Source organism: Bradyrhizobium algeriense, from assembly GCF_036924595.1.
GTDB lineage: Bacteria > Pseudomonadota > Alphaproteobacteria > Rhizobiales > Xanthobacteraceae > Bradyrhizobium > Bradyrhizobium algeriense.
Genome location: NZ_JAZHRV010000001.1, coordinates 1,675,350 through 1,699,787, shown reverse-complemented (window position 1 = coordinate 1,699,787; position 24,438 = coordinate 1,675,350). Strand labels below are relative to the sequence as shown.

General features: G+C 63.3%; 19 protein-coding genes. 9 read left to right on the top strand and 10 right to left on the bottom strand.

The window, feature by feature from the left end:
• Window positions 1-65: 65 nt before the first annotated feature.
• Both V1286_RS08160 and V1286_RS08155 read right to left on the bottom strand, forming a co-directional pair.
• Complete coding sequence (locus V1286_RS08160; protein ID WP_334478790.1) at window positions 66-1,478, bottom strand: mannose-1-phosphate guanylyltransferase/mannose-6-phosphate isomerase; 1,413 nt, start codon at window positions 1,476-1,478, stop codon at window positions 66-68.
• A 7-nt stretch (window positions 1,479-1,485) separates the two neighbouring features.
• Window positions 1,486-2,475 (bottom strand): NAD-dependent epimerase, encoded by a 990-nt coding sequence (locus V1286_RS08155; RefSeq protein WP_334478787.1) that lies wholly within the window; start codon window positions 2,473-2,475, stop codon window positions 1,486-1,488.
• A gap of 178 nt (window positions 2,476-2,653) precedes the next feature.
• Between V1286_RS08155 and V1286_RS08150 the strand changes: the two genes are divergently transcribed.
• Together V1286_RS08150 and V1286_RS08145 are read left to right on the top strand one after the other, a co-directional pair.
• On the top strand, window positions 2,654-3,613 hold the full coding sequence (locus tag V1286_RS08150; RefSeq protein ID WP_334478786.1) for a lysylphosphatidylglycerol synthase transmembrane domain-containing protein: 960 nt from the start codon (window positions 2,654-2,656) through the stop codon (window positions 3,611-3,613).
• Between the two features lie 29 nt (window positions 3,614-3,642).
• Window positions 3,643-4,659, top strand: coding sequence for an MraY family glycosyltransferase (locus V1286_RS08145; RefSeq protein WP_334478785.1), 1,017 nt, complete (start codon window positions 3,643-3,645; stop codon window positions 4,657-4,659).
• On the opposite strand, the gene V1286_RS08140 is transcribed toward V1286_RS08145, so the two are convergent.
• The 6 genes from V1286_RS08140 to rfaD form a co-directional block, all read right to left on the bottom strand.
• Window positions 4,656-5,858: a glycosyltransferase family 4 protein gene (locus tag V1286_RS08140; protein ID WP_334478784.1), complete on the bottom strand. Its 1,203-nt coding sequence runs from the start codon at window positions 5,856-5,858 to the stop codon at window positions 4,656-4,658. The genes V1286_RS08145 and V1286_RS08140 overlap by 4 nt on opposite strands.
• A gap of 48 nt (window positions 5,859-5,906) precedes the next feature.
• Complete coding sequence (locus tag V1286_RS08135; RefSeq protein ID WP_334478783.1) at window positions 5,907-7,823, bottom strand: SDR family NAD(P)-dependent oxidoreductase; 1,917 nt, start codon at window positions 7,821-7,823, stop codon at window positions 5,907-5,909.
• A gap of 86 nt (window positions 7,824-7,909) precedes the next feature.
• Complete coding sequence (locus V1286_RS08130; RefSeq protein WP_417021243.1) at window positions 7,910-9,193, bottom strand: O-antigen ligase family protein; 1,284 nt, start codon at window positions 9,191-9,193, stop codon at window positions 7,910-7,912.
• A gap of 26 nt (window positions 9,194-9,219) precedes the next feature.
• Window positions 9,220-10,509: an O-antigen ligase family protein gene (locus V1286_RS08125; RefSeq protein WP_417021117.1), complete on the bottom strand. Its 1,290-nt coding sequence runs from the start codon at window positions 10,507-10,509 to the stop codon at window positions 9,220-9,222.
• A complete protein-coding gene (gene rfaE1, locus V1286_RS08120; protein ID WP_334478781.1) occupies window positions 10,506-11,978 on the bottom strand; it encodes a D-glycero-beta-D-manno-heptose-7-phosphate kinase in 1,473 nt (490 codons plus the stop codon). The genes V1286_RS08125 and rfaE1 overlap by 4 nt, the downstream gene beginning before the upstream one ends.
• An 18-nt stretch (window positions 11,979-11,996) precedes the next feature.
• Window positions 11,997-12,974, bottom strand: a complete 978-nt coding sequence (gene rfaD, locus V1286_RS08115; RefSeq protein WP_334478780.1) for an ADP-glyceromanno-heptose 6-epimerase — start codon at window positions 12,972-12,974, stop codon at window positions 11,997-11,999.
• A 263-nt stretch (window positions 12,975-13,237) separates the two neighbouring features.
• Between rfaD and waaF the strand changes: the two genes are divergently transcribed.
• Entirely contained in the window at window positions 13,238-14,305 is a 1,068-nt protein-coding gene (gene waaF, locus V1286_RS08110; RefSeq protein ID WP_334478779.1) for a lipopolysaccharide heptosyltransferase II, read from the top strand.
• 119 nt (window positions 14,306-14,424) lie between these two features.
• Window positions 14,425-15,018, top strand: a complete 594-nt coding sequence (locus V1286_RS08105; RefSeq protein ID WP_334478778.1) for a D-sedoheptulose 7-phosphate isomerase — start codon at window positions 14,425-14,427, stop codon at window positions 15,016-15,018.
• A gap of 61 nt (window positions 15,019-15,079) precedes the next feature.
• On the opposite strand, the gene V1286_RS08100 is transcribed toward V1286_RS08105, so the two are convergent.
• Complete coding sequence (locus V1286_RS08100; RefSeq protein WP_334478776.1) at window positions 15,080-16,138, bottom strand: glycosyltransferase family 4 protein; 1,059 nt, start codon at window positions 16,136-16,138, stop codon at window positions 15,080-15,082.
• A 169-nt stretch (window positions 16,139-16,307) separates the two neighbouring features.
• Between V1286_RS08100 and galE the strand changes: the two genes are divergently transcribed.
• From galE to V1286_RS08075, 5 genes are all read left to right on the top strand, one after another.
• Window positions 16,308-17,321, top strand: a complete 1,014-nt coding sequence (galE, locus tag V1286_RS08095) for a UDP-glucose 4-epimerase GalE (protein WP_334478774.1) — start codon at window positions 16,308-16,310, stop codon at window positions 17,319-17,321.
• 103 nt (window positions 17,322-17,424) lie between these two features.
• Window positions 17,425-19,245, top strand: coding sequence for an ABC transporter ATP-binding protein (locus V1286_RS08090; RefSeq protein WP_334478772.1), 1,821 nt, complete (start codon window positions 17,425-17,427; stop codon window positions 19,243-19,245).
• A gap of 105 nt (window positions 19,246-19,350) precedes the next feature.
• Window positions 19,351-20,052, top strand: coding sequence for a fumarylacetoacetate hydrolase family protein (locus V1286_RS08085; RefSeq protein WP_334478770.1), 702 nt, complete (start codon window positions 19,351-19,353; stop codon window positions 20,050-20,052).
• Window positions 20,053-20,323: 271 nt separating this feature from the next.
• On the top strand, window positions 20,324-20,638 hold the full coding sequence (locus V1286_RS08080) for an EthD family reductase (RefSeq protein ID WP_334478768.1): 315 nt from the start codon (window positions 20,324-20,326) through the stop codon (window positions 20,636-20,638).
• Between the two features lie 92 nt (window positions 20,639-20,730).
• Entirely contained in the window at window positions 20,731-21,132 is a 402-nt protein-coding gene (locus V1286_RS08075; protein ID WP_334489573.1) for an ACT domain-containing protein, read from the top strand.
• Window positions 21,133-22,027: 895 nt separating this feature from the next.
• On the opposite strand, the gene V1286_RS08070 is transcribed toward V1286_RS08075, so the two are convergent.
• Entirely contained in the window at window positions 22,028-24,373 is a 2,346-nt protein-coding gene (locus tag V1286_RS08070; protein WP_334478767.1) for an FG-GAP-like repeat-containing protein, read from the bottom strand.
• Window positions 24,374-24,438 lie beyond the last annotated feature (65 nt).

Below are 24,438 nucleotides of genomic sequence, written 5' to 3'. Positions count from 1 at the left end.
ACGGTTTTCGGACACGTTTTGATTCAAACAATTACAGCCGCCGACCCGGTAAAATTACGGCTCGCTCAACTGCGCTTGTAGTCGTCCTCGATGCGGATGATATCGTCCTCGCCGAAATAGCTGCCGGTCTGGACCTCGATCAGTTCGAGCTGGATCTTGCCCGGATTCTCCAGCCGGTGCACCGCGCCGATCGGGATGTAGATCGATTCGTTCTCGTGCACGGTTTTGATCAGTTCGTTGACGGTGACCTGCGCCGTTCCGCGTACCACGACCCAGTGCTCGGCGCGGTGGTGGTGCTTCTGCAGCGAAAGCCGCCCGCCCGGCTTGACGATGATGCGCTTGACCTGATGACGGTCGCCATTGTCGACCGACTGATAGGATCCCCAGGGCCTGTGCACCCTGATATGATCCTCGGTCACCTGCGGCGCCACCGTCTTCAGCTTCGCGACCAGCCGCTTCAGCCCGTTGGCGTCCTGTTGCCTGGAGACCAGCACGGCGTCCTGGGTCGCGACCACCACGAGGTCGTCGACGCCTTCGAGCGCGACCAGCGCGCGGTCGGTCGATACGTTGCAATTGCGGGAATCCTCGAACACCGCCACGCCCCGCGCCGCGTTGCCCTCGCCGTCCTTGCCGGACAATTCCCACACCGCATGCCAGGAGCCGACATCGGACCAGCCGCACGCGACCGGCACGACCGCGGCGCGCGCGGTCTTTTCCATGACCGCGTAATCGATCGAGATCGACTTCGCCGATCCGAACGCGGTTTCGTCGAGCTTGACGAATCCGAGGTCGGTGCCCGCTTTCGTCACCGCATCGGTGACGGCCTGGACGCTTTCCGCATCGACCTTGCGATATTCGTCCGTCAGGACGGCGGCGCGGAACATGAAGTTGCCGCTGTTCCAGAGATAGCCGGCCTCGACATAACCCGCAGCCGTTGCCGGGTCCGGCTTCTCGACAAACTTCGCGACCCCACGGACCTTGCCGGAAATGACCTCGCCGGGATTGATGTAGCCATATTCCGTGGCGGCGCGTTCGGGCTGCACGCCGAACGTCACGATGTGCCCGGCTTCCGCCGCCGCCAGTCCCTCGCGGCAGGCGGCGCGGAAAGCGGGCGTGTCGGAAACCACGTGATCGGCGGCCAGCGCCAGCACGATCGCATCCTTGTCGCGCGCCTCTGCAAAGGCGGCGCCGGCCGCGATCGCGGGCCCGGAATCGCGCCGCATCGGCTCGAGCAACACGTCGGCTTCCAGCCCGATCTCCGCCAGTTGCTCGAGCACCATGAAGCGATAGGCGTTGTTGGTGATGATGACGGGCCGTTCGAACAAATCAGCGTCGGAGACCCGCAACAGCGTGTCCTGGAACGTCGAGCGCGCGCCGAACAAGGACAGGAACTGCTTGGGGTGGACCTCGCGCGAGGCCGGCCACAGCCGCGTTCCCGCGCCGCCGCACATGATCAGGGGAATAATTCGTCGGTTCATCGGCGTCTCAAATCCTGTAGTGGTCACGATACCAGGCGACAAAATCAGCAAGCCCGTCCTCGATCGAGGTCTGCGGCCTGAAGCCGGTGTCGCGCATCAGTTCCGCGACATCGGCGAAGGTCTCGGTCACGTCGCCGGGCTGCATCGGCAGCATCTCCTTGACCGCCGCACGGCCCAATTCCCGCTCCAGGACTGATACCACATGGGTCAGTTCTTCCGGATGATTATTGCCGACATTGTAAACCCGTGCCGGCGCCCCGGCGCCCTCGCCGCCGTCACGCGGGGCCTGGTCGACCAGTTGCAATACGACGCGCGTCACATCGTCGATATGGGTAAAATCGCGACGCATCCTGCCGTGGTTAAAGAGCCTGATCGGGGTCCCTTCCACGATCGCTTTGGTAAACAGGAAAATCGCCATATCGGGCCGTCCCCACGGCCCGTAGATGGTAAAGAACCGCAGGCCCGTCACCGGAAGCCGGTACAGATGGCTGTAGGAATGCGCGATCAGCTCATTGGCCTTCTTTGTGGCGGCGTAGAGGCTGACCGGATGGTCGGTTTTGTCGTCCACCGAAAACGGTAGTTTCGTATTGGCGCCGTATACCGACGACGAAGATGCATAGACCAGGTGGCCGCAGCCATGATGCCGGCACCCCTCCAGCACATTGACGAAGCCTTCGAGATTGGCGTCGACATAGGCGTGCGGATGATCGATCGAATAACGCACGCCGGCCTGCGCCGCGAGATGCACCACCTTGGCAAAGCGGTGTCCGGCGAACAGGCGCTCCATCGATGCGCGGTCGGCGAGATCGATCTGCTCGAACGCAAAGCCCTGCTCCCCGCGCAGTATGTCCAGCCGCGCGCGTTTCAGCGCCGGATCGTAATAATCGTTGAGACTATCGAGGCCGACCACGGCGCGGCCTTCGGCGAGCAGCCGGCGAGCGACGTGGAAGCCGATGAAGCCCGCCGCGCCCGTTACTAATATAGGTTGATCCGACATCGTATCCCTGGAAGGCACCGCTCAAAGGCTGGAAATCTCTCTCCAGGCTTCTTTACCTGCGTTGCCGAGGCCACCGCAACTCTGTCAGCCCCCGCTATTGCCAGATCGGTCCGAAAACCATACCAAGGCGCCGAATTGCATCGCTTTGCACCCTCTTCTCAAACCCAGCACAGACGAGATGCGCCGTATCCTGCTTTCGACGTTGAAGATACTGGTTTCGGCGGCGCTCCTGTATTTCTCGCTGCGCAAGGTCGACCTTGCCGAACTCGTCGCTCGCATCGACGTTTCCAGCCTGGGCTGGATCGGCGTGGCGATTGCCGTGACGTTCCTGCAGATATTCATCGGCGTCCTGCGATGGCGCGAGATCAGCGCGGAGTGCGGGGCGCCGCTGCCGACCAGGCAGGCGATGCGCTTCAACGTGATCGGAACCTTCTTCAACCAGACGCTGCCCTCCTCGATCGGCGGTGACGCGGTCAGGCTGTGGCTGGTGGCCCGCAACGGCGCCGGCTGGCGGGCCGCGACCTATTCCATCTTCGTCGATCGCGCCATCGGCCTGATCGCGCTCGCAGTGGTGATTGTCGCGAGCCTGCCCTGGAGCTACCGCCTGATCACCGATCCGCACGGCAGGTCGGCCTTGCTTTTCGTCGATTTCGCAGCCCTTGGCGGCGGCCTCGGATTTCTGCTGCTTGGCCGGCTGCCATGGCCGTGGCTGAAGCACTGGTGGGGCACTCACCACATCCATGCCTGTTCTGTCATCGCCAATCGCGTGCTGTTCAGCCGCGTTCACGGCCCGAAAGTCGCGGTGCTTTCCTTGCTGGTGCATGTGCTTGCCGTCGTCATCGCCTGGTGCGTGGTGCAATCGATCGCAGCCCCCATTCTGTTCAGCCAGATTTTCCAGCTCGTTCCGCCCGTCATGCTGATCACCATGCTGCCGATCTCGATTGCCGGCTGGGGCGTCCGCGAGGCCACCATGGGGCTGGCGTTTGGTTATGCCGGCCTGATGGCCAACGAGGGTGTCAATATCTCCCTGCTCTATGGCGCGGTATCCTTCATCGTCGGCGCGATCGGCGGGCTGGTCTGGATATTGAGCGCCGAGAAGGCCGCGCAGGGCACGGTGCCCATCGAAGTTCCCAAATAATCTTTTGAGCAACTTTCCACGCGGATAGAATGGCCAGTTCGCAACTACTGCTGTCGTTGGCCGCCGCAGCGCCGGCGGCGCTGTTGTCGGGCGTCCTGATATGGGCGATCCGGCCGATGCTGGTGCGAATAGCGCTGGCAAGGCCGAATGCGCGCTCTTCCCATCGGGTTCCGACGCCGCAGGGCGCGGGCATCGCGGTGATCGCGGCCACGCTGATCGCGGCCGTCACGGTCATCGCATTTGCCGGCACAGCGGAGATCAAAATTCCCGTCGCGGTATTCGGCGCGACGCTGTTCATCGCGGGCGTGGGCTTTGCCGACGACGTCCATTCCATCCCGGTGGTGCCGCGGCTGCTGCTGCAGGGATTAGCCGTCGCGGCGGTGATCCTTGCCGCGCCCGAAAGCTTGCGGATCGTTCCGGCCTGCCCGCTCTGGCTCGAGCGCGGCCTGTTGTTGCTCGCAGGCCTGTGGTTCGTGAACCTCGTCAACTTCATGGACGGGCTGGACCTGATGACGGCAGCCGAGATCGTGCCCATCACCGGCGCGTTCGTTCTGCTCGGCTGGCTCGCCGAACTTCCCGCGCCCGCGACGGTCGCCGCTGCGGCGCTGTTCGGGGCGATGCTCGGCTTTGCGCCTTTCAACCGGCCGGTGGCGAAAATCTTTCTCGGCGACGTCGGCAGCCTGCCGATCGGGCTATTGGCCGGCTGGTGTCTGCTGCAGCTCGCCTGGCATCAGCAGATTGCGGCGGCGCTGCTGTTGCCGCTTTATTATCTCACTGACGCCACCGTCACGCTCCTGCGGCGCATCATCAGGCGCGAACCGTTCTGGGCGGCGCATCGCACCCACTTCTATCAGCGCGCCACCGACAACGGCTTTCCGGTGTGGCGCGTGGTGAGCGAGGTGTTCGCCCTCAACGTCCTGCTCGCTGCGCTGGCGATCGGCTCGGTCATGACCTCTTCTTCGGCCATCGCCAGCCTGCTTTTCGTCATCGGCGGCATCGCCACGGCGCTGCTGATGTACCGCTTCTCACGCCGGCAACCCGGCTAATCCGGCTTCTTTCGCAAAAGCTCGCGGATCAGGCTGCAATAGTCGGTCATGGCGATCTCAAAATCGAATCGCCCTGCGATTTCGGCCGCGCGCTCGGCCCGCTGCGGATCCTTGGCGCCGGCGGCACGACTGATCGTTTTCGCGAGCTCATCGGCTCTGCCGGGTTCGACGACCCAGCCGACATCGTGTTCGGTCACCGTCAACGCCGCCTCGGCGCCCACTTCGGAAACCAGGATCACCGGGCGGCCGATCGCCAGCAGATTATAGAACCGGCTGGGCACCGATACACCGGCGACGTTCCTGCGGTAGGGTATGATCCAGACATCGGCGGCAGAAAGAAACGTCTCCAGCCGGTCGTCCTCGACGCGATCGACCAGCGTGACGTTCGGAAGCCTTGCCTCGGACTGCATCTCGCGCAACTGATCGAATCCGATCCCCCAGCCCGACAGCAGGAAATGAATATCCCTGCTCTCACGTAGCAGGCGCGCAGCCTCGAATACGATGACGGGATCGTGGGTAAAGCCGAGATTGCCTGACAGACCGACGACGAAGCGGGCGGAAAGCGGACGGCGATAGGGATTATCAGGATCGACCGCGCGAACGCCGCGCGCGAGCGTCGCCCAGTTCGGAATGAAATGGATCTTGTCGCTTGTCACTCCGCCATAGCGCAGCAGCAGCTTTTCGGTGTCGCGGCCGATGATGACGACGGCGTCGAGCGCGCGAAACATCAACGCGTTCAGGCCGCGCATCGCACTTGCCGGCAACGAATGCGGCTTCAGGAGACCTGCCATGATGAGGACGTCGGGATAGAGATCGTGCATGATCAGCACCGACCTCGCGCCCCTCAGTTTCGCGGCAGCGGCAAACGCGTAAGGCAGCAGGAAGGGTGCGGGCACCGTGAGCGCGACGTCGCCGCGGCGCAATTTCACCAATAGCGCTGCGAACATCCGGATCGTGAACAGCAGTTCGGCCAGAGCGCGCTTGAGCAATGCAGCCTTGCCGGGCATCCAATTCCTGACTTCGACGACCGCAGGCTTGCCGGTGGCCGCTTTGGCGGCGGAGCCTGCCGTTCCCGACAGCACCAGGACTTCGGCTTCCCGCGCCACGCGTTCCGAAATCGCCGCCATGATCGCCGCCGTCGTGCTCGGATCCGGCGGATAATGCTGGCTGACGACGACGACTTTTCCGGACTTCTGCATCATGGCTTTCGAAACGGCCCGCAACCGCCGGCGGACACCGAAAAAAGATCAGGCGGCGTTCGAGCCGAACTCGGGCACGGCATCCTTGAGCACCGCGCGGATGGTGGAACGGTCATCCCGCGCAATCGCCTCCTCAAGCGCCGCAAGCCATTTGCGCAACGTCTGCATCGGCGGCTCGTTCGGCTTGGCCGCCATGATGCCGGCGACCCCGATCTCTACCGGAGGCTCCTCGCTGGCGAACAGGATCTCGTTCAGCCGCTCGCCCGGCCGCATGCCGGTGAATACCACCTCGATATCGATGCCGGGTTCGAGGCCGGACAGGCGGATCATCCGCTCGGCCAACTCCACGATCTTGACCGGCTGTCCCATGTTGAGGACGTAGACGGAAACATCGGGCCGCGCCGGCGTCAGCGCGTGGGTGGCCGCCGTCAGCACGAGATCGCAGGCTTCGCGGATGGTCATGAAGTAGCGGACCATGTCCGGATGCGTCACCGTGACCGGGCCACCGGCCTCGATCTGCACCTTGAATTTCGGCACCACCGATCCGTTGGAGGCCAGCACGTTGCCGAACCGCACCGAGATCAACCGCATGTGCGGCTTGCCCTCCGATTGCGTCATCAGGTCATGGTCGAGCGCCTGGCAATACATTTCGGCAAAGCGCTTGGTCAGGCCCAGCATCGAGACCGGCTCGATCGCCTTGTCGGTCGAGATCATCACCATTGCTTCGGCGCCCGCCGCAAGCGCCGCGTCGGCGACGTTGACGGAACCGAAGATGTTGGTCTTGACGCCCTCGCTCCAGTCGCGTTCGAGGATCGGCACATGCTTCAGGGCGGCGGCATGGAACACGATGTCGGGCTTGAACTCCTTCATCAGGTTCATGATCCGGTCACGATCGCGGATATCGGCGATTCGGCCCTCGATCACGGCATTGGTTCCGTGCGCGGTCAGCGCCTCCGTCACCGCGTAGAGCGCGGGTTCCGAGTGCTCGATCACCAATAGCCGCGCGGCGCCGAAGGTTGCGACGCGGTCGCAAATCTCCGAACCGATCGAGCCGCCGCCGCCGGTGACGATCACCGCCTTGCCCTTCACCAGCGCTTCGAGCCGCGCGTAGTCGATCTTCTCGCTCGGCCGCAGCAGCAGGTCTTCGACGGCGACATTGGTCAGCCTCGGCACGTCGCCGCTTTCGAGCGACGGCAGGCGGCTGACGAACAGGCCGAGCCGCTTGGCCCGCATCAGGACCGCTTCGGGGTGCGCCTCGGGTTCGAACGCCGACGGGGTCATGACGACCCGCGAAATCGGCTTTCCGCGTCCGGCATAATCGCGCACCACGTCCTCGACATCGTCGAGCCCGCCGAGCACCGGCACGTTGCGGATCGACTGGCCGCGGTCCGCGGCCGACGGCGACAGCACGCCGACCGGCCAAAGCTGCTTGACTGCACCGCTCTCGATCGCGCGCAACAGCACCTCCGCATCGGCGGCGCGGCCGATCAACAGCGTCGACGACGCGCCTTCGGTCCGGGCATGGCGGCGAACGCGCGAGTAGCGGAAATAGCGATAGCCGAAACGGAGCGCGCTCAGCGCGAACACCTGGAGAAACCAGTAGAGCACGATGGTGATGCGGCCGAACAGCACCGGCGCCTTGGCGTTCGATGCCGTGAAAATGAAGGCATAGTCGAGCACGATGAGCGCTACCGTCAGAATACTCGCCACGCGCATGATGTTCAGCGCATCGGGGAGCGAAATGAAACGCCATTTCGTCGTCGTCAGGTTGAAGACGTAGCAGATCACGATGCTGAAAAGGATGAAGAGGGGCAGAATGCGCAGCAATAGCGGCAGCCGGGCATAGAAGGCCTCGCCTCCCTCGAAGCGCAAATAGAAGCTTGCGAGCAGCGCAAACGCGGTCGCCAGCGCATCATGCGCTGCGATCAGGTAATTGCGACGGGTCAGTTGCGAAAGATGCGTCATTCCGATTGCCGGCGGAGGAAACGATGGGGGATTCTCAGGGCGTTCCGCGCCCGCTGATATCTTATCTCAGGCGTGCATGCCAGCGATCATGGCCGGGTTGTTCCGGAAGATTCCGCATCCCCTGACCTGGCGCGCAGCACCATGCCTCCGGCTATACCGACGCCCAGCACATACATCCAGCCTTCATGAAAATCGAATAGATGCGAGTTGAACAGCGAACTGAACATGTTCTGCAGCACCACCATCAGCCCGATCCAGGCCGCCAGCCCCTCGCCGCGAAACAGCGAGAAATGCGAAAGCCACATCGCGTACAGGATCACGACCCCGACCGTGCCCCACTGGACCGCGACGTTGAGGGTCTGGTTGTGCGGGTTCCCGATCACCTGCCCCTGCGCCAGTATCGCAGGTCCGGTCGCCGCCGCCTCGAACAGTCCTCGCGTCGATCCCGTGCCGTGGCCGATGACCGGCGCCTCGGCAAAGAAGCGCAGCGACTTCTCCCAGAATTCGAGCCGCAGCCCGATCGACGTCGGCTGATTGAACTCCTTGTAGACCCGGTAATCCCGCGCGAACTTGTCCGTCGTCGCCTGCAGTTGAGGCGATACCGTCCAGGCCAGCGCGCCGAATACGGCGGCGACAACCAACAGCATGACGTTGGTTCGCCATTTCAGGTGCGCCATCGCGAACACGGCGAGCATCACCGGCAGCGTCACCAGTGCCGTACGCGACACGACAACGAATACCATGTTGACGACGAAGTTCGCCGCAACAAGCGCCAGCAACAGCGCTTGCCGGACTTTCCCGTCTCGCAGCAGCGTGATGATGGGGAAAGCGAGCACGACCGCGCACAACACGAATTCCTGACTCTGGGCGATATAGTTCTTGACGAAGATGCCGTGCCCTGTCGGCTCGCCGGGAGCCTTCAGCGAGAGGCTGGGATCAAACGCGACTATCCAGGACGCGACCGTCAGCAGCGTGCAGGACGCCAGGAACGCGATGAATACCCACATGCCGCGCGTCGAGCGCTCGAAATGATAGAACAGGAACGGCAATACGAGCAGCTTCGTCGCGGGGCTCAAGGCATAAGTGCGCGCGCTCCAAGGCGCGTCCGACCACAGGGTTCCCATTGCGGCCAATGCCACCAGTGCAATCGGAAGCACACAGATCGGGCGCTTCAACGAATGCAGGAACGGCCGCAATTCCAGCGTGGTGGCAAGGGCCGCAAGCCACAGCACCATGCCGATGCCGACGCCGCTGGTCGACCACGGCAAAAGCACCGCAACCAGGACCGCGATGAGATCGACGTTCCGCATCCGTGCCGCCGGATCGTGCCGGGCCGAAAGCCACGAAACCATCGAGCCGCACGAGCTCATCGTGTTGCGCAGGCGATCTGCGGCCGTCATCGCGACATCACCGGAGCCGCAGGCAGCCCGCGTTGCTTGGCCGCGCGCGTCATACCGCCAGCAACCCCGACGCCTAGTACGTACATCCATCCCTCATGAAAATCGAAGAGGTGCGAGTTGAACAGCGAGGTGAAGATATTCTGCACGACGACAAGCAATCCGATCCAGGCGACGAGACCCTCGCCACGAAATAGCAGCAGATGCACCAGCCACATCGCATACAACAGGATGACCCCCAACATACCCCACTGCACCGCAACATTCAACGTCTGGTTGTGCGGATTGCTAATAATATCGCCCTGGAGCGGATCGGAGTGACCGTTCGCCGCCCGCTCGTAGAGTCCGCGCAGCGAGCCCGTCCCGTGACCAATGACCGGCGCCTCCGAAATGAACTGCAGGGATTTTTGCCAGAACTCGAGCCGAAGCCCGATCGACGTCACACGCTGTTCGGTCTTGTAGAGCTGATAGTCCCTCAGAAATCTCTTGGGACCCCAGCGCAAGTCGGTCGTGGTAACCCAAAGCAGGCCGACCAAGGCGATCATCACGCCGATGATGATCAAGCTGGTTCGCGGCCTCAGATGAACCAGCGCAAACACCGCCAACATGACCGGCATCGTAACGATCGCCGTCCGCGAAGTGACAATGAACGCCATGGTGTCAATAAAACAGACCGAGATCAGCCCCAGCAACAGAGATTGCCAGAATTTTCCCGCCCGCACGAGGCGCAGGAACGGATAGACCAATGCCACCGCGCACAGCGCAAATTCCTGGCTTTGGTCGATGTAGTTTTTGACGAATACGCCTCGCGCGTCATTTTGGCTCGGCTTGAGCGAAAGACTGGGATCGTATGCAACGAGCCACGACACCACCATCAGCAGCGCGCAGGACACCAGGAATGCGACGAAGACCCACATCCCGCGCGACGACCGTTCAAAATGATAGAACAGCCCCGGCAGCACCAGCAGCTTGAGGGTGGGAGCTATGGCGTAAAGCCGCGCGCCCCATGCCGCGTCCGACCAGAGCGTGCCGACAAGAGCGAGACCAACCAGCGCAAACGGCAGGTAGCAGATCGGCTGTTTCAGCAAGCGCCCGTAGGCCCGCCAGTCCATCACCAACGCCACGGCGCCGAGCCAGCAGGGCACGAAGATCGCCACCAGCGTCGTCGACCAGGGCAATGTGAACGCGGCCAGAATTGCAAAAACATCCGCGATCGTCATCCACAGCGCCCGGTCTCGCCAAGACCGCCGCACCAGCGACATCGGTGGAGCCGCAGCGCTCAGGCTCACGCCTTGCCTCCGCGCGCGCGGTCGACCAGCGACGTCGTACTGTGGCCCGCCAGAATGTCGACGAGCACGACCTCGCCGCCGGCAGCCTCGACGATCTCGTGGCCGACGACCTGCTCGCGGGTATAGTCGCCGCCCTTGACCAGCACGCTCGGCCGCACTTTCGCGATCAGTTCGATCGGCGTGTCTTCCTCGAAGATCGCGACGAGATCGACCGCCTCTAGCGCCGCCAGCACTTCGGCGCGCGCCTGCTCGTCCTGAACCGGACGCCCCTCGCCCTTCAGCCGTTTCGTCGAGGCATCGCTGTTGAGCCCGACGATCAGCCGGTCGCAGGCGCGGCGCGCGGCCGTCAGCACCTTGACGTGGCCGGGATGCAGGATGTCGAAGCAGCCATTGGTGAAGCCGATACGCAATCCCTGCCGGCGCCATTCCGCCAGATGTGCATCGAGATCGCCGCCAGCAGGCACGATCTTCTCTTCGGCCGCCAGCGACGCATGCGGCAGGATCTTCCGCCGCAGTTCCGCCGGCGTCACGGTCGCGGTGCCCTTCTTGCCGACCGCAACTGCAGCTGCCGCATTCGCCATCCGCAGCGCCGTCTCCCAGTCGGCGCCGGCCGCAAGCGAAAGCGCCAGCACGGCGGCGACCGTGTCGCCCGCGCCCGAGACGTCGCGCACCTTGACCGGCAACGCCGGCACGTGGATCGCCTCGCCGCCGCGCGCCACCAGCGTCATGCCGTGTTCGCTCTGCGTCACCAGCATCGCCTCGCAATCGGCGAGAACCATCGCATCCTGCGCCGCGCCGGCAATGTTCAGGTCGGTATCGGCTCGGCTGCGGGTGGCTTCCGCAAATTCCTTGCGGTTGGGCGTCAAGAGCGTGGCACCGCGATAGATCGCGAAATTGGCGCTCTTGGGGTCGACGATCACGCGCTTGCCGAGCTTCTTCGCGGCGTCGATGATGTTGCGGATGACGCGCGCCGTCAGCACGCCCTTGGCGTAGTCGGATAGCAGCACGATATCGGCGCGCGCGATCTGCGGCAAGATCGCGTCGATCAGCTTTTGCTCCACATCCGCCGAGGCCGGAACGGCCTGCTCCCAATCCGCGCGCAGCATGTGGGTGGAAAAATGCTCGGAGACGAAGCGCACCTTGCGCGTCGTCGGGCGGGAAGAATCGGAGACCAGCACGGCCTCGATCAACTTCTCCCGCGCCAGATCGGCCTTCAGCTTCGCGCCCGCCTCGTCCTCGCCGACCAGGCCTGCGAAGATGCAGCGCGCGCCGAGAGCGGCGATGTTGCGCGCGACATTGCCGGCGCCGCCGATATTGGTCTCGCTGCGCTGGACCGCAATCACGGGCGCCGGTGCCTCCGGCGAAACGCGCGACACCTCGCCATAGACGAATTCGTCGAGCATGAGGTCGCCGACGCAGAGCACGGTCTGACGCGGGATCGCCTGGCTCAGGGCTTCAAAATCGAACATCTGTGTACCTGGTGCCCATCAGCGAAAGCGATCGGTGCGATCGAGGAAACCCTTCACGTAACGCTCGACCGCGTCTTCCAGCGCGGTGAAGCCGCCATTATAGCCGGCGCGCAGCAACCGATCGACTTCGCTCTGGGTGAAGTATTGATAGCTGCCGCGGATCGCTTCGGGCATGTCGATATACTGGATGTTCGGCGTGGCGCCGAGCGCCGCATAGGCCGACAGCATCAGGTCGCGAAAGCTGCGCGCGGTGCCGGTGCCGACATTGAAGATGCCGCTGACGCCTGATGTCGCCAACAGCCACATCGTCACGCGTACGACGTCGTCGACATAGATGAAGTCGCGCCGCTGGTCGCCGTCGGCGATGCCTTCGCGGTGCGACTTGAACAATTGCACGGGGCGCCCGGCCTTGACGTCGTCGAAGCGCCGCGCCAGCACGCTCATCATCGTGCCCTTGTGATATTCGTTGGGGCCGAACACGTTGAAAAACTTCAACCCGGCCCATTGCGGCGGCAGCCGTTCGCCGCGCGCGGCGCGTTCAGCCACCGCCATGTCGAACAGATGCTTGCTCCAGCCGTAGAGGTTCATCGGCCGCAGCTTCTTCAGGGCGTCCATGGATTGGTCGTCGCTGAAGCCTTCGCTGCCGTCGCCATAGGTCGCCGCCGAGGACGCGTAGATCAGCGGCGTGGCGTTCGCCGTGCACCAGTCCAGGAGCCGCATCGACAGCCGGAAGTTGGTCTCGATCACCAGATCGCCGTCGGTCGCCGTGGTCTCGGAGATGGCGCCGAGATGAATGACGGCCTCCAGCCGGCGGCCCTTCAGCCAGTCCATCAGTTCCGAGGGCGGCACGACATCGGCGAGCCGGCGCTTGGCCAGATTGCGCCATTTGCCGTCCTGGCCGAGCACATCGCATACGGCCACGTCCCGGCCGGCGTCATTCAACGCAGCCACGACGTTCGATCCGATAAAACCGGCGCCCCCGGTCACCAGCAACATGCCATCCCCTGCCATGATTGTTCGGGCAAAGCTTTGCCCCACTCCCGCGCGGCAGGCAACTCAAAGCGTTTTCAAGCGAAGTGGCGTCCGGTTCGCGTTAGGAAAGCGCGTCAAACCAAAAGGATAGGACCTCGGTTCTGATTTCATCAGAACCGAGATCGAGCTTGTTTGGGGCGGTGGAAGGCGGATCGTTCGACTTTACCTGCCCTTGCAGAGCGGTTACCTCCCGGAGCCGGAATCGCCCTGGGCGTCGAACGTAAGATATGAACATTAATTCACTTTATGGGATCGAGACGGAGGATGCCGCCGACACGCGGCCGATCCTGATCGTGCCCTATATGTGGATCGGCGATTTCGTCCGCGGCCACACGGTCGTGCGTGTCCTCAAAGACCGCTGGCCGAACCGGCCGGTCGATCTGCTGGTGACCTCGCTCTGCGCGCCCTTGGTCGACTACATGCCGGGTGTTCGCGCCGGGATCGTCTGGGACCTGCCCCGCGGCCGGCTGGCGGTAGCCAAGCAGTGGGGGCTGGCCACCGAGCTGCGCTCCCGGGGTTATGGAACCGCCCTCGTCCTGCCTCGCACCTGGAAAGCCGCGATTGCGCCGACGCTGGCCGGGATCCCCGAGCGCGTCGGCTTTTTCGGCGAGGCAAGATTTGGGCTGATCAACCGGATGCGCTGGGGCGAAAAAGCCCTGCCTCGCTTCATCGACAAGAATGCCGCGCTGGCGCTGCCTGCCGGTGCGCCGCTGCCGGGCGAATGGCCGGTGCCGCAACTCTTTGTGCCGCCGGAGGAAATCGCGCGCTGGCGGCAGGCCAACGACCTCGGCATGGGTCCGGCGGTCGCGCTCGCCCCTGGGTCCGTCGGCGCCTCCAAGCGCTGGACCTATTACCCCGGCGCCGCACGGCTCCTGGTCGAGCGCGGGCTCGACGTCTGGGTGGTCGGCGGCCCCGGCGAGAAGGCGCTGGCGCAGGAGATCGTTGCCGCCGGCCGCGGCAAGGTCCGCGACCTCACCGGGTCAGACCTGCGCAACGGCATCCTGGCGATGGCGGCGGCCGGCGTCGCCATCTCGAACGATTCCGGCCTGATGCACATCGCGGCGGCGATCGGCACGCCGACCATGGGCATTTTCGGCCCCACCAGTCCCTATCTGTGGGCGCCGCTGAACGGTCTTGCCGCGACGGTTGTTCAGACCAAGGCGGTGCTGCCCTGCCAGCCCTGCCAACGCACCGTCTGCACCATGAACGATCACCGCTGCATGCGCGACATCGATCCCTCCTACGTGGCCGACGTGGCGCAGCGCCTGCTGGTGACTCACACCAGAGCGCGATAGACCGCGGCGATTGCGTTCGTCTCTACAGCACACGCTTCCCTGCACTGACCATTGCCAAGCTTGCGCCGCCGCACAGCTATCTCTACCAAGGCCAACAATTGCAACACCGTGTGTGCGTCTTGAGCCAAGACATTATCGCAAACCATCTGCAACACTCGTTAACCGCGCTTGAGCGTGCGGCGCGAGACGCGGCGTTGCTCGCCACCGCGCACAGGGTCGCGGCGACGATCGTCGACGCACTGCGCTCCGGCAACAGGCTGCTGATCATCGGCAATGGCGGCAGCGCCGCGGATGCCCAGCATATCGCCGCTGAAATAATGGGCCGTTACAAGAAAGAGCGACCCGCCTATGCCGCGGTGGCTTTGACTACAGATACTTCTGCGCTGACCGCGATTGGCAATGACTACAGCTTCGAGCGGGTGTTCGCCCGTCAGGTCGAAGGCCTGGGAATGCGCGGCGACGTACTAATGGCCCTATCCACCTCGGGTCGTTCGCGGAACATTCTGGCGGCGCTGCGCATGGCACGTGAACGCGGTCTCGTAACTATCGGCTTCACCGGGAGCAACGGCGAAGCGTTGCGTACGGCCTGCGATCACCTGCTGGTCGTGCCGAGCGACGACACGCCGGTCATCCAGCAAATCTATATGGCGTATGCCCACGGCATCTGCGACGAGATCGAGCAGGGCATGATGCGCGAGGCCGCCAAAGAATGATCGGGGTACTCCTACCGCTTCGCTCAACCACGATGGAGACGGCGCAGCATGTTTTCGCTTCTCAGCCGAGCGTACGATAGACCGCGGCGATCGCGTTCGCTTCCGCCTCGAGGCTGAATTTCTGCAGCACACGCGCGCGCGCATGTTCGCCCATCGCGATTGCCGATGCCGGATCGCGCATCAACGGCTCCAGCGCCGCGACCAGCGCCTCGGTATCCCCCGGCGGCGTCAGCACGCCGGTCACGCCATCCTCGACCACGAATTCGGCGGCGCCTGCGCGCGACGCCACCAGCGCCGCACCTGAGGACATCGCCTCGATCAGCGTCAGGCCAAAGCCTTCATTGCGCGAGGTGAAGGCGTAGATCGTCAGCCGCTGATACCAGCGCTGCACTTCCGCGATTTCGAGCTCGCCCGTGATGACGATGCGCGATTGCAGCCCAGCCGCCTCGATCTGCTGCTTCAGACCGTTGGCAAAGCCCTGCTGCTCCGGCACCACCGCGCCGACGATGACAGCGGTGAAATCGGGATAACGCGGCAGCAGCCGGCACATCGCCTCGACAAAGACGTCCGTGCCCTTTTGCGCGCGCACCCGGCCAAAGCAGCCGATCGCGTAACGCCCCGGCAGTTTGGCTTCCGCAAACGCTGTCGCGCGATCGGCCGGCGGTGCGTAGCTATCGGTATCGACGCCATGCATCACCACAACAGCCTTGCGCTTGAGAAACGACGCCGAGAGTTCGGAAGTGGCAATCACCGCATCCATCTGCCGGATCAGCCAGCGCGTCAGCCGCTTGTGATGCCGCTGCGCCGCCGAGGTGAAGACGAGTTTCAGCGGCCAGCCGAGCGCGCGCAGCAATAGCCCCGCGATCATTTCGTCGTTACGGCGAGCGTGCCAGATCAGGGAGTTGCGGTGCCGCCGGAGTTTCAACAGATCCGCAAAACCCATCCGCGCGATGCCGTCGGGCGCATGCGGCCCGAGCCACGCCGCGCGGTACATTGTGGCAAGCTTCGGCGCCACCATCCGGTTGGTCGCGGTGACGCCCGAATAGCGCCTGTGCAGATTCGGCACGATCAGTTGCAGATCACTGGCCAAATTGTTCTCGATCGGCACGTCCGGCTCCATTTCAGCCAGTTCCTATACGCAACATTAAGCATAGTGGCCAGTTCGCCCGTGCCGAAACCCACTCTTCACCGCAGCCCCGCTAGCATCGCCGCCCATAGAGCGCGACCAGCATAACGTGGAAACCGGTTTTGCGTCCGGGCGCGCCAAATTCAAGAGCGAGAGGTGGCCCATGACCGTGCTCGTCACAGGTGGCGCCGGCTATATCGGAAGTCACACGGTTCATGCGCTGGTGGATGCCGGCGAAAGCGTCGTCGTGATCGACAATTTGTCCACCGGATTCTCCGCCTTCCTGCCGGAAGGCGTGCCGCTGTTCATCGGCGACGCCGGCGATGAAAATCTCGTCGCAGGCGTGATCGCCCAGCACGGCATCGAGAGCATCATTCATTTCGCCGGCTCCATCGTGGTGCCGGAATCCGTGCGCGATCCGCTTGGCTATTATCGCAACAACACCATGACGACCCGCAGCCTCTTGAATGCCGCGGTCAAGGGCAGCGTCAACCGCTTCATCTTTTCGTCGACGGCTGCCGTCTACGGCAATCCGGACCAGGTGCCGGTGCCGGAACATGCGCCGACGCGGCCGGCGTCGCCCTACGGCTCTTCCAAGCTGATGACGGAAATCATGCTGCACGATGTCGCTTCCGCCCATGGCATGAACTATGTCGTGCTGCGCTACTTCAACGTCGCCGGCGCCGATCCTTTGGGCCGCTGCGGCCTCGCCACCGTCGGCGCCACACATCTGCTCAAGATCGCGGTCGAAGCCGCGACTGGCCAGCGCGCCAAGATCGACGTGTACGGCACTGACTACCCGACGCCGGACGGAAGCTGCATCCGCGATTTCATCCATGTCAGCGATCTCGCGCAAGCCCATCGCGCCGCGCTGGCCTATTTGCGCGACGGCAAAAGCTCGATCACGCTGAACTGCGGTTACGGCCGCGGCTACTCCGTGCTCGAAACCATTGAAGCCGTCCGCCGCGTCTCCGGGCGCAATTTCGCCGTTTCATATGCGCCGCGCCGTCCCGGCGACATCGTGACGATGGTCGCTGACGTCAGCCGCATTCATGCGACGCTGGACTGGACGCCGCAATTCGACAATCTCGAGACCATCGCCTCCCACGCGCTGGCCTGGGAACAGAAGCTGTTCCACGACCGCGGCGGCCTTCCGCAGCATGCGGAATCAGCCTGAAATCAAGCGCTTATTTGGCTTGAAAAAGCCCCGCCAAGCAGGCAAGGACTAACCCGCAGCAGCCCTGACGCGCCGGCTACGAAGCGCCGTCAATGGAACGCGGATGACCGAACTTCCAAGCAAACCGACCAGAAAAATTACCGACGATCCCTATGGCGCGGCGATCCTGATTCGCCGCCTCGTCATGGAACAGGGTTTTGTCTATTGGCGGCGCTATCTGACCGCGTTCGCGCTGATGGGCGTGTCCGCCGGCGCCACGGCGGGCTCCGCCTATATTTTGGGCCAGGTGATCAATCAGGCCTATATCGACAAGAACGTCGTTGGCATCGCCATCCTCTCCGGCGTCACGGTGGTGCTGCTGTTCATCAAGGGTCTGGCGACCTACGGCCACACCGTGATCCTGTCGAAGATCAGCAACGCCATCCTCGCCAACAACCAGCGGCGGCTGTTTGCCAAGCTGATGAGCGAAAGCATCGGATTCTATTCCGCGCGGCATTCTTCTGAATTTTTGGCGCGGATGACGTCGGGCGCAAAATCCATCACCGACGTGCTGACGCTGTTGATCAACGCGGTCGGACGCGACGTGCTGCTGCTGGTCAGCCTGATATTCGTGATGGTGACGCAGGATCCGGTGCTGTCGTTTATCGGCCTCGTGGTGGTGCCGCCAGCGATGCTGATCCTGCGCAAGCTGATCAAGCGCATCAAGGGCCTCGCCCACAACCAGTTCACCGGCAGCGCCGACATCATGGAGACCATGCAGGAATCGCTGCAGGGCATTCGCACGGTGAAGGCTTTCACGCTGGAAGCGACCATGCAGCGGCGGATCGACGAGAATATCGCGGTCGTCGAGAAGAACGCCAACAAGATGGCGCGGGTCTCCAATCGCTCCAACCCGCTGATGGAAATGCTCGGCGGCTTTGCGGTCGCCGGCTGCCTCCTTTATGGCGGCTACAGCGTGGTGGCGCTCGGCGCCACGCCCGGACAGTTTTTCTCCTTCATGACCGCGTTCCTGCTGGCGACCGAGCCGGCCAAGCGGCTGGCGCGGCTCAACATCGACCTCAACAGCCAGTTGGTCGGCGCGCGCATGCTGCTCGAGATCGTCGACAGCCCGGCGAGCGAGCCCGCCGACAACGACAAGCCGGCGCTCAAACTCTCGAACGCGCGGGTCGAGTTCCGCGATGTCAATTTCGCCTACCGCCCGGACGAGCCGGTGCTGAAGGCCATGAGCTTCATCGCCGAGCCCGGCAAGACCACCGCTTTGGTCGGCCCGTCGGGCGGCGGCAAGTCCACGGTGCTGGCGCTGTTGCTGCGGCTCTATGAGGTGAAGCAGGGCGAGATCCTGATCGACGGCCAGAACATATCCGCCGTATCGCGGCATTCGCTGCGCACCCAGACCGGCTATGTCGGGCAGGACGTCTACCTGTTCCGCGATACGATCGGCGCCAACATCGCCTTCGGCAAGGAAGGCGCCACGCAGGACGAGATCGTGGCGGCGGCGAAAGCGGCCTGCGCGCACGATTTCATCATGGGCTTTCCACTTGGCTACGACACGCCCGTCGGCGAGCACGGCACGCAGCTATCCGGCGGCCAGCGCCAGCGCATCGCAGTCGCCCGTGCGCTGCTCAAGAACGCGCCGATCATCCTGCTCGACGAGGCAACTGCCGCGCTGGACTCCGAGTCCGAAAAAGCCGTGCAGGAAGCGATCGAGCATCTCTGCCAGAACCGCACCACCATCGTGATCGCCCACCGGCTGCACACCATCATGCACGCCGACGCCATTCTGGTGGTCGAGGGCGGGGAGATCGTCGAGCGTGGCCTGCATGACGATTTGCTGCGGCGCGGCGGCCGCTACGCCTCGTTTTTCCGCCTGCAACAGCGCGACGCCGGCCATCCCGGTCTGGCGCCGGTCGGCGCAACCGCGTAAAAGCTGGAGCATGATCCGGAAAAGTGGGTACCGGTTTTCCGAAAAGATCATGCTCAAATAAAAGATGAGCCCGGATTTCCTACTGTAACCCGTTGAGACCCCTTCATGAACGCAGCCTCCTACGTCATTCCCGCAGCCCCGCAGCCTTCGCTTCCCGTCGTCGGCGAGGCCGGCTCCTACCCCGTCCGCCGCATCTGGTGCGTCGGGCGCAACTATCTCGAGCACATCCGCGAGATGGGCAATGACGAGCGCGCGCCGCCGTTCTTCTTCGCCAAGCACGCCGACATGCTGGTGCCCGACGGCGCCACGATCCCCTATCCGCCGCTGACCAAGGATCTGCATCACGAGGTCGAACTGATCGTCGCGATGAAGAGCGGCGGCCTCAACATCTCGGCCGACAAGGCGCTCGACCATGTCTATGGCTATGCCGTCGGCATCGACCTCACCCGCCGCGACCTGCAGATCGCCTCGCGCAAGAAGGAGCGGCCGTGGGAAGTTGGCAAGTCGTTCGACTATTCCGCGCCATGCTCCGCGATCCAGCCGGCCGCCAAGATCGGCCATCCCACCAAGGGCAAGATCTGGCTGACGGTGAACGGCACCGAAACCCAAAAAGGTGATCTGACCGAACTGATCTGGAACGTGCCGGAGATCATCTGGCAGCTCTCGCAACAGGTAAAACTCGCCGCCGGCGACATCATCATGACGGGCACGCCGGCCGGCGTCTCCCAGCTCAACCCCGGCGACAAGATCGAGTGCGGCGTCGACGGCGTCGGCACGCTGAAGGTCGCGATCGGCAAGCCGGAATAGGCTGAACCGAAAGCCATCGCGAAATGCAAAGCCCCGGATCTGATCCGGGGCTTTTCTTATTGGTGCACAGGATGGGTGGAGCGAAGCGATACCCATCACCTCCTGACGGCAATTGCTGATGGCTTGAGCTCCTTGCCAAGCGCATCGCCGTTGCGGGTCCCTGGTCCAGCCCGACAGCCGCTGCCTTCCGGTTGCAAGATCCGCAAAACTGACACAGACTCCGGATATTGTCGGGAGCATAACGGCGAATGTCGGATCGGAGGACACATCCATGATCAAGGTAAGCGTTATGTATCCCAATACGCCCGGCGGGCGCTTCGATCACGATTACTACCGCGACAAGCATATGCCGCTCGTGAAAGCGCGCATGGGCGATGCGTGCAGGTCCTACACCGTCGACAAGGGCATGGCCGGTGGCGCACCCGGCGCCCCCGCAACCTATGTCGGGATGTGTCACATCTTCTGCGACTCGGTCGAGGCCTTCCAGGCCGGCTTCGGGCCTCACGCCAAGGAGATCATGGCCGACATCCCGAACTATACCGACCAGTCTCCGGTCATCCAGATCAGCGAAGTCGTCGTCGGTTGACAACCCGGCAGAAGCAGCCCGGATGAGCCATCGGACGCGCAATCGTGCGCCCGGTGGCTGATGCGGGCTACTTGCTGAAAGAGCACACGACCATGCCGGGCGAAGGCAATCTCAAGACACTGCTACAAAACATGAAGCCCGAGATGCAGGAAGGCATTTTCGTTTTTTGCAGCATTCCGGAAGACGAGGAAATTCCAGCCACGCTCAGGCCGGTGCACATCTTCCGTGAACGCGAAGGAACGGCTTTCATCGTACGGCGCGAGGAAGCCGAAGCTGCAGGGCTCCCCCATCAATTTGCATCGCGAATGATCACGCTGACCGTTCATTCCTCGCTTGAAGCAGTCGGCTTTCTGGCGGCAATCACCGGTCTATTGGCGGACGCCGGCATAAGCGTGAATGCCGTATCGGCCTTCTATCACGACCATCTATTTGTGCCGGAGCACAGAGCCAGCGAAGCGCTGCATCTTCTGCAAAACATGCATGATCAGACGTAGCAAAATCCTCACTGCGGGCTGATTTGCTTCGCGCACAAGCGCAACTTTGTGCAGCACCTGCGACACGATGGGCAAATCGCTTAAGACCTGTCCAGCCCTTCCCGCAAAAATATTCCGCTTTCGTTCTCACCCAAATCACCGGCATAACTCCGCCCGTCTCACGGCAGATGAGGGGCGTTGGCCATCGTCACGAACGTGCGGTGAGATGCGATGGACGCGAGAGCTGCGACTGACGTGTGCGGCTCAAGCGTACGGCGAAGTCGTGTGGTTCGGGCGTCGCGGTGCTGGCGCTAAGTTGGCGGGAAGTGTCCCGCTGGCAACGGAGGCAAAAGAGCCGTTCTCCGGGAAGAGCACGAAGTAAGCCGTAAAGCCATTGCGCAGGGAAGGCCGGAATGCTCCCGCTGCCCTGTATGCTCGTGTGCAGTTTTGTTTGCGCAAATCGCACGCGAGACCGCGGGTGCAGCAAGCACCCGGTCTTCCCTGCGCCCTCTAAATTCTGGAGGGCAAACGAAGATGCAAACCTCGGGTACATCGTGCCGCGAGACCGCGAAGTCATATTCAGTTCGTAGCCCGGATGTCGCGAGAATGTCGATGTACATGCGATGTCCGAATAGAGCCGAAGCCCTCACCGCGTCATTGCGAGCGCAGCGAAGCAATCCACCTCTCCGCTTGCCGCGCTATGGATTGCTTCGCGGAGCCTGTCATCCGGCGGCGCTTCGCGCCGACCGGGTGGCTCGCAATGACGGTGACCAGCGTCATCACCCGCCTTGTGCGCAATTGCGTGCAGGGGCAGGCGATCCAGCATTCCAGAGACAGCAGTGATAGAATCGATAAGCCGCAGCGTACTGGATATCTCGCCGCGCGGGCTATGATGATCGTTGCTGCGTCCAGAATTTCACACGATGTGCCAGCCGCTCGGCAGCGAGCCTGCCGCGGCCACGGTGTGCGCCGTGCCCGGCTGGGCGTTATCCCAGATCGACACGGCGCCATTGTCGTCGCGCCAGAGGATGTCGTCATGGCCGTTAGCGTCAAAATCGCCGATGCCGCCGACATGCGTGCTGTTCGGCACAACGCCCGGATTGGAAATCCAGTGGGCGCTGCCGATCTGGCCGTTATCCCAAAGCGCGATGGTGCCATTGTCGTTGCGCCAGAGAATGTCGTCGCGGCCATTGCCGTCGAAGTCGCCGGCGCTGACAATGTGCCAGTTCGACGGCATGCCGCTGGCAATGATATGCGCGCCGCCGATCTGGCCGTTGTCCCAGATCGAAACCATGCCGCTGTCGTTGTACCAGAGGATGTCATCGCGGCCGTTGCCGTCGAAATCGCCGGTAGTAACGATATGCCAGCTCGACGCCACGACACCCGGATCGGAAATCCAGTGTCCGCCGGAGATTTGGCCGTTATCCCAGACCGACACCGTACCGTTGCTGTTCTGCCAGAGAATGTCGTCACGACCATTGCCGTCGAAGTCGCCGGTGCCGACGATTTGCCAGGCGGTCGGAACGGCGCCGGCAGCGGACATGGTTTGCGCAGCGCTGGCCTGGCCGTTGCTCCAGATCGTGACGGCCCCGTTGTCGTCGCGCCACAGGATGTCACCCCTGCCATTGCCGTCGAAGTCGCCCACGCCGACGATGTGAGAACTGCTCGGAACCGCGCCGGCGCCCGCAATGGAGTGCGCGCTGCTCATCTGACCACTGTCCCAGATCGCCAGCGAGCCGTCGTCATTCTGCCAGAGAATATCGCCATGGCCGTCGGCGTTGTAATCGACGATCGACAAGATCGGCCCCACCACGGTCGGCGCAGCAGTGACAGACCCGGTGAAATCGCTGACGCTCAGCGTCATGCTGCCGGTGAGGTCGACGGCGAAGTCGGCGAACCGGTCGCCGTTGGTGTCGCCCTGCAGAACGGTAACGCCGCGCGAGGAATCATAGAAGTAGTCGAGCGCGCCCGCGGTGCCGTCGAATGCGCCCGAGCCCAGAAAGTGGAACGTATCGAGGGCCGCCGTCGAAGCGATGGCGTCGATTCCGGAAATATCGATATGGTCGGTACCCCGGATGAAATCGGAGATCCGGTCATGCTGGCCGCTCGCGGCCGAACTGTCGCCGGCGGCAAACACGAACGTATCGGCGCTATCGCCGCCGATGAGCACGTCGACGCCGGTCCCGCCTGTCAGGATGTCGTTGCCGCCGCCTCCGGAAAGCGTATCGTTGCCTCCGCCGCCATAGAGCGCGTTGGCGATGACGTTACCGATCAGGCTGTCGTTGCCGGAGCCGCCTATGGCGTTGTCGATATAGGACCGCGCATCATTGTTGTACAAATAGGCGTTGAAGATGTTGCCCTGCGCGTAGTGCCCGTTTCCGAGATAAGCGAGCTGCGTGGACGAGGTGACCGACGAGGCGCCGGGGTTGAGGTTGATCGACACCCCGCCCGAGTAGTTCGACAGATCGTAGGTATCGATGCCGTTACCGTCCCAGACCGTCTCGAAGATGCGGTTGGAAGAGCCGCCGGACCCGCCGCCGGGCGCGAGCTGCGCCACGCCGTTGATGAACATCTGTCCGGTGCTGGCGCTCCAGGAGTACACCGTGTTTTCGCTGTGGGTGCTGAAATTGGCGCCATAGAGCGTCTGCAGGGCGAGAATATCGTTCGCCATGTAGGTCTGCGGAAAGCCGTACGCCTCGTTGGTATAGCCCGTCAGCGGACCACCGACGTAGCTGCGGTAGCTCATGATGGAGAATTCGGAATCGTCGTGCGCAGCCGGCACCGCGACATTGGCGACGCCGCCGGTCTCCTGGCTGTGCTTCAGGCCGACCGCGTGTCCGAGTTCGTGCAGCGCGGTCGCGAAGTAGTAGTTGCCGAGCGCCGCGAGCGAATAGTTGTAACCGGTTCCGAACCAGACGTCGCCGCCGGCCGGCACGTTGGCCGGATAATACGCGTAGGAGGTTGGATTGGCGGCCGGCGACTGGGCGACCATGATGTCGGCGCCGTTGGTCCCCGCGTACTGGATATTGGCGTTGGTGTAGCTATTGATCAGCGCAACGGCGTAGGTGGTGGCCTGCTGCATCTGGACGGGCGCGGAGGAGAAGCCCGACGTCAAAGGCTCGTTGTTGCCGTAATAGCTCGCGGCATAGTCGCTCGGCGAATCCGGGAAGCTGTAGGTAATCGTGCCGGTCCATTTGGTGTTGCCAAGCAGGCCGTCGATTTCCGGATTGTTCGTCGCACTGGCGTAGGTTGCGGTAGCCAAGTCGAATCTCCTTAGACGCGATGGTCGCATCAATCGCGCTCGGGATCAAACACCGGACCACCGAG

What these genes read in the sequence shown, in the direction of transcription:
- V1286_RS08160 (WP_334478790.1), bottom strand. Translation starts at nt 1,478, where the DNA reads ATGAACCGACGAATTATTCCCCTGATCATGTGCGGCGGCGCGGGAACG.
- V1286_RS08155 (WP_334478787.1), bottom strand. Translation starts at nt 2,475, where the DNA reads ATGTCGGATCAACCTATATTAGTAACGGGCGCGGCGGGCTTCATCGGC.
- V1286_RS08150 (WP_334478786.1), top strand. Translation starts at nt 2,654, where the DNA reads ATGCGCCGTATCCTGCTTTCGACGTTGAAGATACTGGTTTCGGCGGCG.
- V1286_RS08145 (WP_334478785.1), top strand. Translation starts at nt 3,643, where the DNA reads ATGGCCAGTTCGCAACTACTGCTGTCGTTGGCCGCCGCAGCGCCGGCG.
- V1286_RS08140 (WP_334478784.1), bottom strand. Translation starts at nt 5,858, where the DNA reads ATGCAGAAGTCCGGAAAAGTCGTCGTCGTCAGCCAGCATTATCCGCCG.
- V1286_RS08135 (WP_334478783.1), bottom strand. Translation starts at nt 7,823, where the DNA reads ATGACGCATCTTTCGCAACTGACCCGTCGCAATTACCTGATCGCAGCG.
- V1286_RS08130 (WP_417021243.1), bottom strand. Translation starts at nt 9,193, where the DNA reads ATGAGCTCGTGCGGCTCGATGGTTTCGTGGCTTTCGGCCCGGCACGAT.
- rfaE1 (WP_334478781.1), bottom strand. Translation starts at nt 11,978, where the DNA reads ATGTTCGATTTTGAAGCCCTGAGCCAGGCGATCCCGCGTCAGACCGTG.
- rfaD (WP_334478780.1), bottom strand. Translation starts at nt 12,974, where the DNA reads ATGTTGCTGGTGACCGGGGGCGCCGGTTTTATCGGATCGAACGTCGTG.
- waaF (WP_334478779.1), top strand. Translation starts at nt 13,238, where the DNA reads ATGAACATTAATTCACTTTATGGGATCGAGACGGAGGATGCCGCCGAC.
- V1286_RS08100 (WP_334478776.1), bottom strand. Translation starts at nt 16,138, where the DNA reads ATGGAGCCGGACGTGCCGATCGAGAACAATTTGGCCAGTGATCTGCAA.
- galE (WP_334478774.1), top strand. Translation starts at nt 16,308, where the DNA reads ATGACCGTGCTCGTCACAGGTGGCGCCGGCTATATCGGAAGTCACACG.
- V1286_RS08090 (WP_334478772.1), top strand. Translation starts at nt 17,425, where the DNA reads ATGACCGAACTTCCAAGCAAACCGACCAGAAAAATTACCGACGATCCC.
- V1286_RS08085 (WP_334478770.1), top strand. Translation starts at nt 19,351, where the DNA reads ATGAACGCAGCCTCCTACGTCATTCCCGCAGCCCCGCAGCCTTCGCTT.
- V1286_RS08080 (WP_334478768.1), top strand. Translation starts at nt 20,324, where the DNA reads ATGATCAAGGTAAGCGTTATGTATCCCAATACGCCCGGCGGGCGCTTC.
- V1286_RS08075 (WP_334489573.1), top strand. Translation starts at nt 20,731, where the DNA reads ATGCCGGGCGAAGGCAATCTCAAGACACTGCTACAAAACATGAAGCCC.